Annotated in this window: 13 protein-coding genes; 4 read left to right on the top strand and 9 right to left on the bottom strand. The window is 63.2% G+C overall.

The annotated features are described in order from the left end of the window. Window positions 1-8 precede the first annotated feature (8 nt). Both hpnH and ispH read right to left on the bottom strand, forming a co-directional pair. The gene (gene hpnH / locus ACFQX9_RS08015; protein ID WP_007593619.1) at window positions 9-1,169 is read right to left on the bottom strand and encodes an adenosyl-hopene transferase HpnH; all 1,161 of its coding nucleotides are present in this window, start codon (window positions 1,167-1,169) and stop codon (window positions 9-11) included. A gap of 35 nt (window positions 1,170-1,204) precedes the next feature. Continuing rightward, a complete protein-coding gene (gene ispH, locus ACFQX9_RS08010) occupies window positions 1,205-2,131 on the bottom strand; it encodes a 4-hydroxy-3-methylbut-2-enyl diphosphate reductase (RefSeq protein ID WP_035993095.1) in 927 nt (308 codons plus the stop codon). Between the two features lie 461 nt (window positions 2,132-2,592). Here ispH and ACFQX9_RS08005 point away from each other — a divergent pair, with 461 nt between their 5' ends. Then, window positions 2,593-5,181, top strand: a complete 2,589-nt coding sequence (locus ACFQX9_RS08005) for an MMPL family transporter (protein WP_377787657.1) — start codon at window positions 2,593-2,595, stop codon at window positions 5,179-5,181. On the opposite strand, the gene ACFQX9_RS08000 is transcribed toward ACFQX9_RS08005, so the two are convergent. Further along, on the bottom strand, window positions 5,149-5,781 hold the full coding sequence (locus ACFQX9_RS08000; RefSeq protein WP_204510664.1) for a DUF2147 domain-containing protein: 633 nt from the start codon (window positions 5,779-5,781) through the stop codon (window positions 5,149-5,151). The genes ACFQX9_RS08005 and ACFQX9_RS08000 overlap by 33 nt on opposite strands. A 141-nt stretch (window positions 5,782-5,922) precedes the next feature. Here ACFQX9_RS08000 and hpnO point away from each other — a divergent pair, with 141 nt between their 5' ends. Both hpnO and ACFQX9_RS07990 read left to right on the top strand, forming a co-directional pair. Further along, the gene (hpnO, locus tag ACFQX9_RS07995) at window positions 5,923-7,314 is read left to right on the top strand and encodes an aminobacteriohopanetriol synthase HpnO (protein ID WP_377787653.1); all 1,392 of its coding nucleotides are present in this window, start codon (window positions 5,923-5,925) and stop codon (window positions 7,312-7,314) included. Between the two features lie 115 nt (window positions 7,315-7,429). Beyond that, the gene (locus ACFQX9_RS07990) at window positions 7,430-7,834 is read left to right on the top strand and encodes a GFA family protein (protein WP_377787650.1); all 405 of its coding nucleotides are present in this window, start codon (window positions 7,430-7,432) and stop codon (window positions 7,832-7,834) included. A gap of 15 nt (window positions 7,835-7,849) precedes the next feature. Here ACFQX9_RS07990 and ACFQX9_RS07985 read toward each other — a convergent pair whose 3' ends face one another. From ACFQX9_RS07985 to ACFQX9_RS07965, 5 genes are all read right to left on the bottom strand, one after another. Then, on the bottom strand, window positions 7,850-8,605 hold the full coding sequence (locus ACFQX9_RS07985) for an anti-sigma factor family protein (RefSeq protein ID WP_377787647.1): 756 nt from the start codon (window positions 8,603-8,605) through the stop codon (window positions 7,850-7,852). Beyond that, the gene (locus ACFQX9_RS07980) at window positions 8,602-9,150 is read right to left on the bottom strand and encodes a sigma-70 family RNA polymerase sigma factor (protein WP_018456913.1); all 549 of its coding nucleotides are present in this window, start codon (window positions 9,148-9,150) and stop codon (window positions 8,602-8,604) included. Before ACFQX9_RS07980 ends, ACFQX9_RS07985 begins: the two co-directional genes overlap by 4 nt. A gap of 157 nt (window positions 9,151-9,307) precedes the next feature. Beyond that, the gene (locus tag ACFQX9_RS07975) at window positions 9,308-9,643 is read right to left on the bottom strand and encodes a cupredoxin family copper-binding protein (RefSeq protein WP_085362349.1); all 336 of its coding nucleotides are present in this window, start codon (window positions 9,641-9,643) and stop codon (window positions 9,308-9,310) included. A 23-nt stretch (window positions 9,644-9,666) separates the two neighbouring features. Continuing rightward, window positions 9,667-10,611, bottom strand: a complete 945-nt coding sequence (locus ACFQX9_RS07970; RefSeq protein WP_247371055.1) for a metallophosphoesterase — start codon at window positions 10,609-10,611, stop codon at window positions 9,667-9,669. Between the two features lie 187 nt (window positions 10,612-10,798). Beyond that, window positions 10,799-12,418, bottom strand: a complete 1,620-nt coding sequence (locus ACFQX9_RS07965) for a GMC family oxidoreductase (RefSeq protein ID WP_377787643.1) — start codon at window positions 12,416-12,418, stop codon at window positions 10,799-10,801. A 200-nt stretch (window positions 12,419-12,618) separates the two neighbouring features. Here ACFQX9_RS07965 and ACFQX9_RS07960 point away from each other — a divergent pair, with 200 nt between their 5' ends. Further along, the gene (locus ACFQX9_RS07960; RefSeq protein WP_085352241.1) at window positions 12,619-13,791 is read left to right on the top strand and encodes a M20 aminoacylase family protein; all 1,173 of its coding nucleotides are present in this window, start codon (window positions 12,619-12,621) and stop codon (window positions 13,789-13,791) included. Between the two features lie 87 nt (window positions 13,792-13,878). Here ACFQX9_RS07960 and ACFQX9_RS07955 read toward each other — a convergent pair whose 3' ends face one another. Continuing rightward, the gene (locus tag ACFQX9_RS07955; protein ID WP_247394000.1) at window positions 13,879-15,507 is read right to left on the bottom strand and encodes an inorganic phosphate transporter; all 1,629 of its coding nucleotides are present in this window, start codon (window positions 15,505-15,507) and stop codon (window positions 13,879-13,881) included. Window positions 15,508-15,577 lie beyond the last annotated feature (70 nt).

Here is a 15,577-nt window from a genome sequence, read left to right as displayed (position 1 = left end):
TAGCGCGCTTACGCGGCGGTCGACGCCTTCCGTGCGGCCTTCTCCTGTGCGGCGGCGGCCTCGTCCTTGCGGATCTCCGACAGGCGCTTCTGCACTTCCGCGGAGAAGATGTACTGCGCAGGACGCTGCTTGGACATGTCGATCTCCGGCGCCATCGGACCCGTGGTCCTGATGCCGCGCAGCGACACCCACATCGCCTTCAGCGGGTTGTTGATGGCGGCGGTCGCCGCCGTCGGCTCGTAGCCGCAATGGGCCATACAGTCGGCGCACTTCTCGTACTTGCCGGTGCCGTAGGTCTCCCAGTCGGTGGTGTCCATCAGCTCCTTGAAGGTTTTTGCATAGCCTTCACCGAGCAAATAGCAGGGCTTCTGCCAGCCGAAGATGTTGCGCGCGGGCATGCCCCAGGGCGTGCACTCGTATTCCTGGTTGCCGGCGAGGAAGTCCAGGAACAGGCCGGAATGCATGAAATTCCACTTCTTGCCCTTGCCCATCGCAAAGACGTCGCGGAACAGCTTCTTGGTCTTGGTGCGGTTGAGGAAGTGCTCCTGGTCCGGCGCGCGCTCATAGGCGTAGCCCGGCGACATCGAGACGCCGACGCCGAGCTCGACGGTCAGGTCGAGGAATTTGGCGATCTCTTCGGCCGGGTGGCCGTCGAAGATGGTGGCGTTGACGTTGACGGTGAAGCCGCGGGCCTTGGCCGCCTTGATCGCGGAGACGGCGCGGTCGAACACGCCCTTCTGCGACACGGCCTTGTCGTGGTGCTCCTTCAGGCCGTCGAGATGCACGGAGAAGAACAGGTAGGGCGAGGGCTCGAACAGATCGAGCTTCTTCTCGAGCAACAGCGCGTTGGTGCAGAGCGAGACGAACTTCTTGCGCGCGACGAGGCCGCGCACGATCTCGCCGATCTCCTTGTGGATCAGCGGCTCGCCGCCGGGAATGGCGACCATAGGCGCACCGCACTCGTCGGCCGCGTCCCAGCACTCCTGCGCCGTCATGCGGCGGTTGAGGATCGCATCCGGATAATCGATCTTGCCGCAGCCGACGCAGGCGAGGTTGCAACGAAACAGCGGTTCCAGCATCAGCACGAGCGGATAGCGCTTGCGGCCAAGCAGCTTCTGCTTGATCAAATAGCCGCCGATACGCATTTCCTTGAAGAAGGGGATAGCCATTACAAGTTTCTTTCTGGGCTTGAAATTCGGGTGGGTCAGCTCGCAGCCAGTTCGGCCGGAAGCCGGAATTCGATGTTTTCCTCGCGGCCCGGGAGCACCGAGACCTTGACCGGTCCGATCCGCCGCATTGCTTCGATCACGTCATCCACGAGTACCTCGGGCGCCGAAGCGCCAGCCGTGACACCGACGGTTCTGGCATCTTTCAACCACTCCGGATTGAGCGCGCTGCCGTCGGCAATCAGATAACTCGCGACACCGGCCTCAGTGCCGATTTCGCGGAGCCGGTTCGAATTCGAGCTATTGGCAGCGCCCACCACCAAGATCACGTCGACCAGCTTGCTCAAGTCCCTTACCGCAGATTGGCGGTTCTGTGTCGCATAGCAGATATCCCGGATATCCGGGCCTTGAATATCTGTAAAGCGGGCCTGCAGGGCCGAAATGATGTCCTTTGTGTCATCCACCGACAGGGTGGTCTGGGTGATATAGGCCACTGGCGTATCCGCCGGCAGCTCAAGGGCCTTAACCTCTTCAACGCTTTGGACCAGCAGTACGGGGGCGGGAACCTGGCCCATCGTACCCTCGACCTCGGGGTGGCCGGCATGGCCGATCAGGATCAGGGTGCGGCCCCTGGCGATGTAGCGCTTCCCCTGATTGTGAACTTTCGTGACCAAGGGGCAGGTGGCATTGAGCACCGGAAGGTCGCGCGCGGCCGCTTCTTCCTCGACGCTGCGGGCGACGCCATGAGCGCTGAAGACCGTCACCGCCTTCGGCGGCACCTCCGACAGTTCCTCGACGAAGATCGCGCCCTTGTTCTTCAGGCTCTCGACGACGTACTTGTTGTGCACGATCTCATGGCGCACGTAGACGGGCGGGCCGTACTTCTCCAGCGCCCGTTCCACGATCTCGATCGCACGCACTACCCCCGCGCAAAAGCCGCGCGGTTGCGCCAGATAAACTTCCATTGGACGGCCATCACGCAAGTTGCACCAATCCGCTCTCAAGTTCAGGGGACACCCCGATACGAACCAATGAGTTGCAATATCCGCACCATCGGTTCGGCGCACGCGGTAGCCGCCCACCCCTGCCGGGGCCCCGGTGCATGGAGGTGCAGTACTTTGTGTCAAAAAATCGGCAGTAAGGAAAGGTGGAATGAACTTTGGTTCCCTGCCGGATCAGTTTCGCGGTATTATAGTAGAGGGTGCCCGTGGCAGCAACGTGGCGACATTTGTGCGCACACTTCGTCACTTTCCCGCCTCAACTCCTCGGCTATACCGATGGCCCGCATGATTATGCCATGGTCTTCCGCCGTTTACCTCGAAGCTTCTGACGGCGATAACCACTCAAAACAGCAATAGGTTTCGGCCGGGAACTCCGTTAAACAGCGGGCGTTTCCGGCAAGCTGTTAACCGCAGAAAGAAAAGTAGTGCTGCAAAGCGTCGTCGTTGCCATCGTCAGGGCCTGCACCCGGTTTGCCTCCCTCGTCGTCGTTCTCGGGCTCCTGCTGGCGGTGGGGGCGGGCTATTACACGTCCCAGCATTTCGCCATCAACACCGACATCAACTCGCTGATTGCCCAAAATCTGGACTGGCGCCAACGCGACCAGCAGTTCGATCGCGCCTTCGACCGCGATGCGACGATTACGGCGGTGGTCGAAGCCAAGACGCCGGAGATGGCGACCGCGGCGTCGGACGCGCTCTATGCCAAGCTGAAGGACAACAAGACCGAATTCCAGTCGATGCAGCAGCTCGGCACCGGCGAGTTCTTCGAGAAGAATGGTCTGTTGTTCCTGCCGACAGAGGAAGTTGCCAAGGTCACCGGCCAGTTCGAATCCGCAGCACCCCTGATCGAGATCATGGCGGGCGATCCCTCGATCCGCGGCCTGACCGGCGCGCTCGAGACGGGACTTGCCGGCGTCAAGCGCGGGCAGGTCAAGCTCGACAACACCGAACGGCCCTTCAACCAGATCGCGCAAACGGTCGAGACCGTGCTCAACAAGGGCAATGCGACGTTCTCCTGGCGCCAGCTCGTCAGTGACGAGCCGCTGACGGATTCGGACAAGCGCGCCTTCATCGAGTTCAAGCCGATCCTCGACTACAACGCGCTTGAGCCCGGCAAGGGCGCAACCGACGCGATCCGCAAGGCCGCAGCCGATCTGGATTTTGCCACCAAATATCAGGCGCGAGTCCGGCTGACCGGGCCGGTCCCGATCGCCAACGAGGAATATGCAACCGTCCAGGAAGGCGCCGTCGTCAATGGCGTCGGCACGGTCCTCGTCGTGCTGCTCATCCTGTGGCTGGCGCTGCATTCGGCGAAGATCATCTTCGCGGTGTTCGTCAATCTCTTCGTCGGTCTTGCGCTGACCACCGCCGCCGGCCTGATGATGGTGGGCTCGCTCAATTTGCTGTCGATCGCATTCGCCGTGCTGTTCGTCGGCCTCGGCGTCGATTTCGGCATCCAGTACAGCGTCCGCTATCGCTCCGAGCGCTACAAGCACAACGATCTCTCGGGTGCGCTGATCCTGGCCGCCAAGCGCTCGGCAATTCCGTTGTCGCTGGCGGCAATGGCGACCGCGGCTGGCTTCCTCTGCTTCATCCCCACGGACTACAAGGGTATCGCCGAACTCGGCCAGATCGCCGGCGTCGGCATGCTGGTCGCGTTCCTCACTAGCATCACCGTGCTCCCGGCGATGCTGAAGCTGTTGAACCCGCCCGGTGAGAAAGAGCCGGTCGGCTATGCCTTCCTGGCGCCGCTCGATCACTTCCTGGAGAAGCACCGCGTGCTGGTCGTCGGTGGCACCATGTTTCTGGCGGTCGCCGGCCTGCCGCTGCTCTATTTCATGAAGTTCGACTTCAACCCGATGAATCTGCGCAACCCGAAGGCAGAGTCGATCGCGACCTTCCTCGACTTGCGCAAGGATCCCAACACGGGCGCCAATGCCATCAACGTGATGACCACGTCGGAAGAGCAGGCAAGGCAGGTGGAGGCGAAGCTGGAGAAGGTGCCGGAGGTGTTGCGGGTGATGTCGCTCAACAGCTTCGTTCCTGAAGACCAGCCGCCGAAGCTGAAGCTGCTCGCGCAGGGCGCCAAGGTGCTGAACCCCGCGCTCAATCCCGACCAGATCGACGCCGCGCCGTCGGACAAGGAAAACGTCGATGCGCTGAAATCGTCGGTCGACAATCTGCGCCGGACCGCAGGCGATGCGAAGGGCCCGGGTGCGGTTGCCTCGCGTCGGCTCGCGGATGCGCTGGAAAAGCTCGCCAATGCCGATGAAGCCACACGGAACAAGGCGCAGGACGTGTTCGTCGCGCCGATGAAGATCGTGTTCGACCAGCTCCGGAACGCGTTGCAGGCCGAGCCGGTCACCCTGAAGTCATTGCCGGCAGATCTCGTCAGCGCCTGGAAGAGCAAGGACGGTATCATCCGCGTCGAGGCGCTGCCGAAGGGTGATCCCAACGACAACGACACGCTACGCAAATTTGCGGCGGCGGTGCTCGTTGCCGAGCCGACCGCGATCGGCGGTCCGGTCTCGATCCTGAAATCCGGCGACACCGTGGTGAAGGCGTTCATCCATGCCGGAATCTATGCGCTGCTGGTGATCGGCCTGTTGCTGTGGATCACGCTGCGCCGGTTCGTCGACGTGTTGATGACGCTGGTGCCGCTGTTGGTGGCAGGCGCGGTCACGCTCGAGATCTGCGTGCTGATCGGCTTGCCGCTCAACTTCGCCAATATCGTCGCGTTCCCCCTGCTGCTCGGCGTCGGCGTGGCCTTCAAGATCTACTATGTCGTGGCCTGGCGCTCGGGCAGGACAAACCTGCTCCAGACCAGCCTGACGCGCGCGATCTTTTTCAGCGCGCTGACAACGGCCACCGCGTTCGGCAGCCTTTGGCTGTCGAGCCATCCCGGCACGTCCAGCATGGGCAAGCTGCTGGCGTTGTCGCTGGTGACGACGCTCGCCGCCGTGCTGCTGTTTCAGCCTGCCCTAATGGGCAAACCCCGCAATCTCAGGGAGTAGGCAGATGTCGCCGACCTGGTCGGCGGCGCCCTTCTGACCGGGTTTGGCGGTGCCGGCGGCCTTCGGGGCTGCGGGCGCAGGCTGCGCCACCGTAGCGCCGGTCGTTCCCGGGGCTTTCGGCGCCGCGCCGGTGGGCTTCGGCGCGCCCTTGGCCATGGCGTTGGCGGAGCTCAAGGGAATCGGGGGGCTGACCCGGGTCCAGGTCTCGCCACCGCACAGGAACCCCATCACGCAGCCCTTGATCTCGAGCTGGTCGGTGCCAACCGGCGTGATGGTTGCGCTGTAGAGCTGGCCGTCCTTGGCATTGTAGACCTGACCTTCCCATTGATCGGCGCCGGGCTTTTTCTTCATGTCGATCAGGGTCGCCATGCCCAGCGTGGGCCGGGTCTTTTTCGACGCGTCCGGATTGTTCTCGTCGCGGCCCCCGGGCTGTTTTTCCCAGGAAACCGCGCCCCACATGCTGCCATTGCATTGGGCGACACGAATGTTGGCGACGCCGTCGGCAACCCGCCAGTCGCCGGTCGGATCGGCCGCGAGCGCCGGGTTCAGGCAGGTGTAACCGCCAGCCAGTATTAGTCCGGTGTAAAGGGCTAAACGCATGATAGTTCCTTGGCAGTGCAACATGGTCTAAAGCTCTGCTTGCGAAGATGGTCCGAAAAAGGGCAAAAGGCCGCACAGACCGTTTTCAGCGACGTTCCGTTTTCAGTTGACGAGACGGCCCTCAACCGAAGTATGTAGCGGATGCACAGCCCAAATCCAGACATGTCTCAGCTGTTCGCGGACCGCCAGGCCCAGCGCAGCGCCCTGCATAATCGGCATCTGAACGAGCAGTTCGTTCGGGTTCTGAAGACCATCGGCTACGATGTCGGCTTCCAGAAGGGGCAGGGACAGTATCTCTACGACCGCGACGGGGCCTGCTATCTCGACCTCTTGTCCGGTTTTGGCGTGTTTGCGATCGGGCGCAATCATCCTGTCATGCGTGAGGCGCTCAAGAGCGTGCTCGATGCCGACCTGCCCAACCTCGTCCAGTTCGACGTCTCGGTGCTCGCCGGCGTGCTCGCCGAGCGGCTCCTGAAATACGTCCCCTATCTTGATAAGGCGTTCTTCGCCAATTCCGGCGCCGAATGCGTCGAAGCGGCGATCAAGTTCGCCCGCGGCGCCACCGGCCGTCCGGGGATCGTCTATTGTGCCCACGGCTATCATGGCCTGACCTATGGCGCGCTGTCGCTGACCGGTGATTCGAACTTCCGCACCGGCTTCGAGCCGCTGCTGCCGGGATGCACTTCGATCCCGTTCAACGATCTCGCCGCGCTCGAAAAGGCGCTGGCCTCGCGCGAGGTGGCGGCCTTCGTCGTCGAGCCAATCCAGGGCAAGGGCGTCAACATGCCCACCGACGAGTTCCTGCCGGGTGCAGCTGCGCTCTGCAAGAAATACGGCACGCTGTTCGTCGCCGACGAGATCCAGACCGGCATGGGCCGCACCGGCCGCTTCCTTGCGGTCGAGCACTGGAACGTCGAGCCCGACATGGTGCTGCTGTCCAAGTCGCTGTCCGGCGGCCACGTGCCGGTCGGCGCGGTGCTGACGCGCAAGAGCATCTTCGACAAGATCTTCAACCAGATGGACCGCGCCGTCGTGCACGGCTCAACTTTCTCCAAGAACGACCTGGCGATGGCCGCCGGCATTGCCACGCTTGACATCATGGAGTCCGAGAAACTGATCGAGTCCGCCGCCAAGCGCGGTGCCGAGCTGCGCCTCGCGCTCACGCGCATGGTGCCTGGCTACGAGCTGTTGAAGGAAGTCCGCGGCAAGGGCCTGATGATCGGCGTCGAGTTCGGCCCGCCGAAATCGCTGCGGCTGCGGGCGTCCTGGAACGTGCTGGAGGCGGCCAATAAGGGCCTGTTCTGCCAGCTCATCACCGTGCCGCTGTTCAAGGACCACAAGATCCTCACGCAAGTCGCCGGCCATGGCAGCCACACCATCAAGCTGTTGCCGCCGCTCACCATCACCGAGGAAGATTGCGGCTGGATCGAGCGCGCCTTCGACGACGTCATCGCCGGCAGCCACAAGGTCCCCGGCGCGATTTGGTCGCTCGGCAAGACGCTGGTGGACAATGCGGTGCGAAGGTCTGCGTAAGGCCTCTGCTGCGGCCTGATGTCGCGACGTGCGACCTGCTGAAGCAGTCCGTCTCCCGAAATTCCAAATCGACGCTTATTTCCCGGCATTGACCTGACCGGGAGAGGAGTGGGCGATGCCTTTGACGGGCGGCTGTCATTGCGGCGCCATCCGCTATGAAGTGAACGGCGACATGATGGTGCATGCGCTCTGCCATTGCGCGGATTGCCGTCGTCACTCCGGGGCACCGATGGTTGGCTGGGCGATGTATTCGCTCAAGGCGGTCAAAGTCGTGCGCGGTCAGCCGAAGATCTATCAATCATCCGAACATGGACGACGTCACTTCTGCGCCGATTGCGGCACGGGGCTGTTCTACATCAACGAAAACCTGATGCCCGATATCATCGATATCCAGAGCGGCACCTATGATGACCCTGATGCCGTTCCGGCGACGATGCACATTCAGGTCGCCGAGCGGATTGGCTGGATGGTGCGGGCTCACGAACTGCCCGTCTTCGAACGATTTCCTCCGCTCGAATGACGGCATGCGCAGAAGCTAACCGTTCATCGCCGCCTCGAACTTGTCGACGAATTCGGCAAGCTCGTCTGCGCCGAGATCGCTGACGGCCCAGAAGTTCAGGCCGCGATTGCCCCAGCGCCGGCAGCTGAAGCCCTGCATGGCTTCGGTCCTGGGTGCGCGGTATTCCGCGTTCGATGTCTGCGACACGAACAGATTGACCACGTGCTGCCGGCGCTTGTAGACGACCGCACCGATGGCACGTGCGTCGATATAGTCGAGCCTGCCGCCGACCAGCGTAAACCCTTGCGCGGTGAGGTCGACGACGGGCGGAGCGACGTCGAGCTTGCCGTTGAACCACGGCTTCACCGTGTGCTGGTCGGTCGAGACCACATCGATGAGATGGCCGGCCTGGAGCGAGCGCAGATGCGCGGAGACGACCTCCGACAGGATCCGCTGCTGGTCGTCCTGGCGCAGCACCAATGCGACGACGCCGGAGGCGGCGAGCGCGGAGACTGCCGAGCCCATCGCAAAGCCGCGCAGCACGGAGCGGCGGCTCGGCTGTTGATGCTGCGTCTGCGGCAGCGAGGCCTCGATAAGCGCACGCAGGCTCGCCGGTGCGGTGTAGCGCAAATCGGCGTCTGCGAGCACGCGCTGCATCTCGCGCTGCGCGGCGAACTCCGCATCGCAGGCCGGGCAGCCGGCGATATGGGCTTCGACCTCGCGCGCGTGGCCGGCATCGAGCTCGTTGTCGAGCAGCGCGTGAAGCAGGATTCTTGCTTCGTCGCAGGTCATCTTGCTTGCTCCTCATCCGCCGTCCAGGCCGCGCGCAGCATGGCACGGGCGCGGGCGAGGCGGGACATCACAGTGCCGACGGGCACGCCGGCGGCCTCGGCGATTTCACGATAGGATAGGTTGTTGATCTCCCGCAGCACGAACGTTTCCTTGAACGGCTCGGCGAGCGCGTCGATCAGCTTGCGGATCGCGCCCGCATCGCGGCTGCGCAGCACTTCGGTTTCGGGGCTGGCCTCGGTCTCCTGCCAGATCGGCGTCTGCTCGGCAGCGCCGGGCGTATCCTCGATCGCGCTGTGCCTGTGTGCGCGCCGTGCATATTCGGCATTGCAGACGTTACGCAGGATCGCGAATAGCCAAGGCTTTATCGCCGGCCCACGATAGCTGTCGAAATGCTTCAGCGCGCGCAGATAGCACTCCTGCACCGCGTCCTCGGCATCGGAGGGGTCACGCAAGAGATAGCGCGCGAGCGTGTAGACGTCGTCGAGATGGGGCAGCGCCGCCTCGCGGAAGCGTTGCGCCTTCTGCAAATCGTCGTTGGCGGGCATCGCTCCTCGCTTTGCCTCTTGTTCTGCTCGTTGCTTGGTTTCGTCGCTGTTCGTCTCGTCCCTATTCGTTTCGTCCCTGAGTGTGACCGAAGGCACACGGGCTCGGCCGGTGTGGGACCACCGGCCGGGCAAGACGTTGATGCCTTGGTTCGAGGTGTTACTCAACCTTGATCATCCCCGTCATGTGCGGGTGCAGAGAACAAAAATATTTGTAGTCGCCCGCATTGGTGAAGGTGAACGAGAACTTGTCGTCAGTGTCCAGGGTCTTGGACCTGAATTTGCCGGCCGACACCACGGTGTGGGGGATGTCGTCCCGGTTGGTCCAGGTCACGGTGGTGCCGACCTTGATCCTGAGCTCGGCCGGCTGGAAGACGAAGTTGTCGATATGCACCTCCATGTCCTCGGCACGGGCGGTTGTGACGGGTAATAGCATGGCCGCGGCCAGAGCGAGACCGAAGGCGACACCGAAGTCGCGGCGATTGAGAATCTTCATTGTCAGCTTCCGTTAGCCTTGCATCAACCCTGGAGCGGCGTGTCGATGATCGCGAGCCGCTGCTCGTTCTGCTTGAAGTTGATGCTGGCAACGCCAAGCATCGCGCGGAGCTTTGCGTCCTCGACCTTCATCGGTCCAGGCGAGGGGGCAGCTCCCGGCGCCGGCTGCGGGAAGGCGGTCGAGCGTGCGGTGTGGAAGGTGACGTTGCCCTCGACCTTCTGCATCACCTGGTGAATATGGCCGTTCAGCACGGTGACCGAACCAAAGCCTTTCACCTGGTCCAGCGCGCGAGCACCGTCCTCGGTGCCCCAGCCCCATTCGGGGTAGACGGTCCAGAGCGGAATGTGGGCGAACAGCACGATCGGCGTCGATTTCGACTTGCCGCGCAGATCGTCCTCGAGCCAGGCGAGCTGCTCGGCACCGAGATTGCCGAGGCCGCCGGCCTTGAGGTCGACGACATTGACGAGGCCGATGAAGTGCACGCCGCCGGCGTCGAACGAATACCAGCCTGCGCCCTTGGTACCGCGGCCGTAGCGCTCGCGATAAAACTTCACGTCCTCGTCGAGGAAATCATGCTCGCCGGGCACGTAGTGCACGTCGAGCTTGCTCTGCGAGATGATGCGATCGGCATTGTCGAACTCGGCGGCCTTGGAGAGATGCGTGATGTCGCCAGTGTGGATCATGAAGGACGGCTTGACCGGCATCGCGTTGATCTTGTTGACGGCTTCCTCCAGCGTGCCGAGCGCGTTGGGATTGGCCGGCTTGTCGAAGCCGACATGGCTGTCGCTGATCTGGAGGAAGGTCATTCCGGGCGCCGCCGCGGTCGCAGCCTGCGCGGAATCGATGATGCCGAGCGAGCGCGGGACGCCACCGGTGACGGTCCAGAGCACCCCGGTGCCCGCCCAGGTCATACATTCCAACACCTTGCGGCGGCTTAAGCCGTCCTCACCGTGATCGTGTCCGCTCATCGCGCAGCTCCACTCCGCCCGGAATTGGGCTTCGGAGATGTGATTGGGAGAGGAGGAGACTTATTCCCGGACGCGATGACGTTTTCGTGAGGTGGTTGGACGCGTAGCCCGTATGGAGCGTAGCGGAACACGGGACCAGACTTACAATACTCCCTGGATTTCGCTACGCCCGATCAAAGCTACGCATTCACTTTGCATCCTCCAAAATCATCGTCGCGCCTTTCTCGGCGATCATCGCGGTCGGCGTGTTGGTGTTGCCAGACGTGATGGTCGGCATGATCGAGGCATCGACAATGCGAAGGCTGCCGAGACCGTAGAAGCGCAGGCGTTCGTCGACCACCGCCATCGGATCATTTGCTGCGCCCATCTTCGCGGTACCGACGGGATGGAAGATGGTGGTGCCGATGTCGCCGGCGGCCTTGGCCAGAGAGGCATCGTCGTCGCCGACGGCGGGGCCGGGCAGATATTCGCTTGGGCGGTATTTTGCCAAGGCCTTCTGCTGCATCAGGCGGCGGGTGGTGCGGATGGCATCGGCGCCGACCTGACGGTCGTCGTCCGTTGAAAGATAATTCGGCGCGATGATGGGCTTCTCGTCCGGCGCCGCCGAACGCAGACGTACGGTGCCACGCGATGTCGGCTGGAGATTGCAGGCGCTCACCGTGATCGCGGGAAAGCGGTGCAGGGGATCGCCGAACTTGTCGAGCGACAGCGGTTGCACGTGGAACTGGATGTTGGCGCGTGCGCGCGTCGCATCGGAGCGGGTGAAGATGCCGAGCTGCGACGGCGCCATGGTCAACGGCCCGCGGCGGCGGAAGGCGTAGTCGAGGCCCATCAGGCCGCGTCGAACCAGGTTGTAATAGGTCTCGTTCAGTGTGCGCACGCCTTCGACCTTGTAGATCGCGCGCTGCTGCAGATGATCCTGCAGATTGCGGCCGACGCCGGGCTTGTCCATCACGATGTCGATGCCGAGCGGCGACAGCCAGTCGGCAGGTCCGATGCCGGAGCGATGCAGCACCTGTACCGAGCCAATCGCGCCTGCCGAGAGGACCACCTCGCGTTTCGCACGCGCCTCGATGATCTCGCCATTCTGGATGAAGCGCACGCCGACGGCGCGGCCCTGTTCGATGATCAGACGATCGACCAGCACATGCTTTTCGAGCCGCAGGTTCGGGCGGTTCAATACCGGCTTGAGAAAGCCGCGCGCCGACGACCAGCGCCGGCCGCGCTTCTGATTGACGTGGAAATAGCTGGTGCCTTCGTTGTCGCCGGTATTGAAATCCGGGATGCGCTTGATGCCCATCTCCTCGGCCGCATCGCCCACGGCATCGAGTATGTCCCAGGACAGCCGCGGCGCCTCGATGCGCCAGCCGCCGCCGGCGCCGTGATGCTCGCTTGCGCCGAGGAAGTGATCCTCGAGCCGTTTGAACAGCGGCAGCACGTCGTCATAACCCCAGCCGGTCATGCCGAGCTGGCGCCAGTGATCGTAATCGGCGGCCTGTCCACGCATCGAGATCATGGCGTTGATCGCCGAGGAGCCGCCGATCACCTTGCCACGGGGATAGGCGAGCGAGCGGCCGTTCAGGCCGGGCTCGGCCTCGGTCCTGAACATCCAGTCCGAGCGCGGATTGCCGATGGCGAAGAGATAGCCGACGGGAATGTGGAACCAGATCCAGTTGTCGTCGCCGCCGGCTTCGAGGAGGAGGACGCCATTGCTGGAATTGGCCGACAGCCGGTTGGCGACGATGCAGCCCGCCGTGCCGGCCCCAACGACAATATAGTCAAACTCACCTTCGAGCCGCCTTGGCATTCTGCTTCCACCCAATAGGCATTATGCCCAGGCTTGTCCCAGGCATCCACGCACTTTCCGTTCTAATAGTCAGACGTGGATGGCCGGGACAAGTCCGGCCATGACGGGAGGACAGAGCTACCCCAGATCCCCGCCAGTTGGGTGGACTGGTGCTTGCATGGTAGACAGGCCTGCATTTTCAACAAAGCTTGAGACCCTCCATGCCCATCGTGAACCGCGTCGCCGACCTTCAACCCGATATTCAGGCCTGGCGCCGGGACATCCACCAGCATCCGGAGCTGCTCTACGACGTCCACCGCACCGCAGCATTCGTCGCGGACCGCCTGCGCGAATTCGGCTGCGATGAGGTCGTGACGGGCATCGGCCAGACCGGCGTGGTCGGCGTGATCAAGGGCAGCAAGCCGGCCGGCGAGGGCCTCAAGGCCATCGGCCTGCGTGCCGACATGGATGCCCTGCCGGTCGAGGAACAGACCAACCTGCCTTACGCTTCGAAGACTCCCGGCAAGATGCACGCCTGCGGCCATGACGGCCACACCGCGATGCTGCTCGGTGCTGCGCGTTATCTCGCCGAGACCCGCAACTTCGCCGGCGATGCGGTGGTGATCTTCCAGCCGGCCGAGGAGGGCGGCGCGGGTGGCTTGGCCATGGTCAAGGACGGCATGATGGAGCGCTTCGGCATCGAGCAGGTCTACGGCATGCACAACGGTCCGGGCATTCCGGTGGGCTCGTTCGCGATCCGGCCGGGTCCGATCATGGCGGCGACCGATGAGGTCGATATCATGATCGAGGGCCTCGGCGGCCATGCCGCGCGGCCGCACAAATGTGTGGATTCCGTTCTGGTCGGTGCACAGGTGATCACGGCGCTGCAGTCGATCGTTGCGCGCAGCGTCGATCCGCTGGAATCGGCCGTGATTTCGATCTGCGAGTTCCACGCAGGCAATGCCCGTAACGTGATTCCACAAACCGCGACACTGAGGGGCACCATCCGCACGCTGTCGCCGGAGGTGCGCAAGCTGGTGGAGAAGCGCGTCCACGAGGTTGTGGCGGGCGTGGCGCAGATCACAGGCGCCAAGATCGATCTGCACTACAAGCGGAATTATCCCGTGGTGAACAATCACGCCGCGGAGACCGAGATCGCGCGTCGCATCGCCGGGCAAGTTGCGGGCGAGGCCAATGTGCTCGAGATGTCGCCGCTGATGGGTGGCGAGGATTTCGCCTATATGCTGGAGGCGCGCCCCGGCGCCTTCATCTTCTGCGGCAACGGCGACAGCGCCGGCCTGCATCACCCCGCCTACAATTTCGACGACGAGGCCATCGTTTACGGCACGTCGTACTGGGTCAAGCTGGTCGAGCAATCGCTCGCGGCATCGTAAGGCCAAGCGCAAGATCAAGCCGAAAGCACAAACGAAAAGGGCCCGCGCATCGCACGGGCCCTTTGTCTTCGAGTGAAGTGATCGGCTTCAGAAGATCCGCGAGAAGATCACGTACAGCGTGCCCGACAACAGGATCGCGACGGGCAAGGTCAGCACCCAGGCCATCACCATGTTCCTGATGGTGGCGACCTGGAGACCCGAACCGTTCGCGGCCATGGTGCCGGCGACGCCGGACGACAGCACGTGGGTGGTCGAGACCGGCAGCCCGAACACGTCGGCGGCGCCGATCGTGGCGGCGGCGACGAGCTCGGCGGAGGCACCCTGCGCGTAGGTGAGATGGGTCTTGCCGATCTTCTCGCCGACGGTGACGACGATGCGCTTCCAGCCGATCATGGTGCCGAGGCCGAGCGCGATCGCGACCGCGACCTTCACCCAGGTCGGGATGAACTTGGTCGCGCTGTCTAGCCCGCCCTTGTAGGCGTTCAAGGTCGCGACCTCTTCCTTGCTGAGGTCGTTTTCCTTGTCCTTCATCAGGAATCGGATCGCTTCCGAAGTCAGGTACATGTCGTTGCGGGTGTTGCCGACGACTTCCGCCGGCACCTTGTTCAGCGAACCGTATTTCGCGACCTGCTCGCCGACATCCTTCACCAGCACTGACAGCGAAGGGTAGGTGCCTTCGCTGATGTGATGCGAGGTGACGTACTGCGTCACCGCAGGACGGGGATCGCCGATGATCGCATGGCCGGCGCCCTTGGCCGCAACCACCTTGGAGGCGGCATCCGAGACCTTCGCGAACTGGGCGACCTGCGACTCCGGCAATGCGCGGTTGAGCGCATAGGCTGTGGGCACGGTGCCGATCAGGATCAACATGATCAGGCCCATGCCCTTCTGGCCGTCGTTCGAACCATGGGCGAAGCTGACGCCGGTGCAGGTCAGGATCAGCAGGCCGCGAATCCACATCGGTGGGGCTTTGTGACCCTCAGGGGCGGCATAGAGCGCCGGGTTCTTGATGATCAGCTTGAGCAGCAGCAGTAGGCCGGCGGCGCAGACGAAGCCGACCAGCGGCGACAACAACAGCGCATAGCCGATCTCCGTGGCCTTGCCCCAGTCCACGCCCGAGGTACCGTCGCGGCCGCGCATCAGCGCGTTGGCGACGCCGACGCCGATGATCGAGCCGATCAGCGTGTGCGAGGAAGAGGCCGGCAGGCCGAAATACCAGGTGCCGAGGTTCCAAAGGATCGCGGCGATCAGCAGCGCGAACACCATCGCGAAACCGGCGCTCGAGCCGACCTGCAGGATCAGCTCGACCGGCAGCAGCGAGACGATGCCGAAGGCCACCGCGCCGGACGAGAGCAGCACGCCGAGAAAGTTGAAGAAGCCCGACCACATCACCGCGATTTCGGCCGGCAGCGAATGGGTGTAGATCACGGTCGCTACCGCGTTGGCGGTGTCGTGGAAGCCGTTGACGAATTCGAAACCGAGCGCGATCAGGAGGGCAACGATAAGGAGGATGTAGGGCAGGTAGCTCGTGACCCGCGTGCCGGTCGCATCGACATCCGAATAGATGCTGTAGGCCACATAGAGCAGACCCGCGGCGAGGATGCCGAAGAACAGGATCATCGTCAGCGGATTGAAGCCCTTGTCGAGATTTGGCCGCGAGGCCGGCTGGATCGGCGGGGGATCTGCTACCGCGCGGTCGAATGCAACATCGGTCATGTCTGGACGCCCCTTAACTTTCTGTAGGGGCTATTGTCCGCGATTGATTTGAAGGCTGGATGACAGACGG

This window comes from Bradyrhizobium sp. GCM10028915 (assembly GCF_042666195.1).
Taxonomy (GTDB): domain Bacteria; phylum Pseudomonadota; class Alphaproteobacteria; order Rhizobiales; family Xanthobacteraceae; genus Bradyrhizobium; species Bradyrhizobium canariense_D.
Note: the sequence above shows the minus strand (reverse complement) of the source record. Positions and strands in the feature narration are given on the sequence as shown.

Bases quoted from the DNA above. Each gene is read 5' to 3' on its own strand.
- hpnH (WP_007593619.1), bottom strand. From the start codon at position 1,169: ATGGCTATCCCCTTCTTCAAGGAAATGCGTATCGGCGGCTATTTGATC.
- ispH (WP_035993095.1), bottom strand. From the start codon at position 2,131: ATGGAAGTTTATCTGGCGCAACCGCGCGGCTTTTGCGCGGGGGTAGTG.
- ACFQX9_RS08000 (WP_204510664.1), bottom strand. From the start codon at position 5,781: ATGCGTTTAGCCCTTTACACCGGACTAATACTGGCTGGCGGTTACACC.
- hpnO (WP_377787653.1), top strand. From the start codon at position 5,923: ATGCACAGCCCAAATCCAGACATGTCTCAGCTGTTCGCGGACCGCCAG.
- ACFQX9_RS07990 (WP_377787650.1), top strand. From the start codon at position 7,430: ATGCCTTTGACGGGCGGCTGTCATTGCGGCGCCATCCGCTATGAAGTG.
- ACFQX9_RS07985 (WP_377787647.1), bottom strand. From the start codon at position 8,605: ATGACCTGCGACGAAGCAAGAATCCTGCTTCACGCGCTGCTCGACAAC.
- ACFQX9_RS07980 (WP_018456913.1), bottom strand. From the start codon at position 9,150: ATGCCCGCCAACGACGATTTGCAGAAGGCGCAACGCTTCCGCGAGGCG.
- ACFQX9_RS07975 (WP_085362349.1), bottom strand. From the start codon at position 9,643: ATGAAGATTCTCAATCGCCGCGACTTCGGTGTCGCCTTCGGTCTCGCT.
- ACFQX9_RS07970 (WP_247371055.1), bottom strand. From the start codon at position 10,611: ATGAGCGGACACGATCACGGTGAGGACGGCTTAAGCCGCCGCAAGGTG.
- ACFQX9_RS07965 (WP_377787643.1), bottom strand. From the start codon at position 12,418: ATGCCAAGGCGGCTCGAAGGTGAGTTTGACTATATTGTCGTTGGGGCC.
- ACFQX9_RS07960 (WP_085352241.1), top strand. From the start codon at position 12,619: ATGCCCATCGTGAACCGCGTCGCCGACCTTCAACCCGATATTCAGGCC.
- ACFQX9_RS07955 (WP_247394000.1), bottom strand. From the start codon at position 15,507: ATGACCGATGTTGCATTCGACCGCGCGGTAGCAGATCCCCCGCCGATC.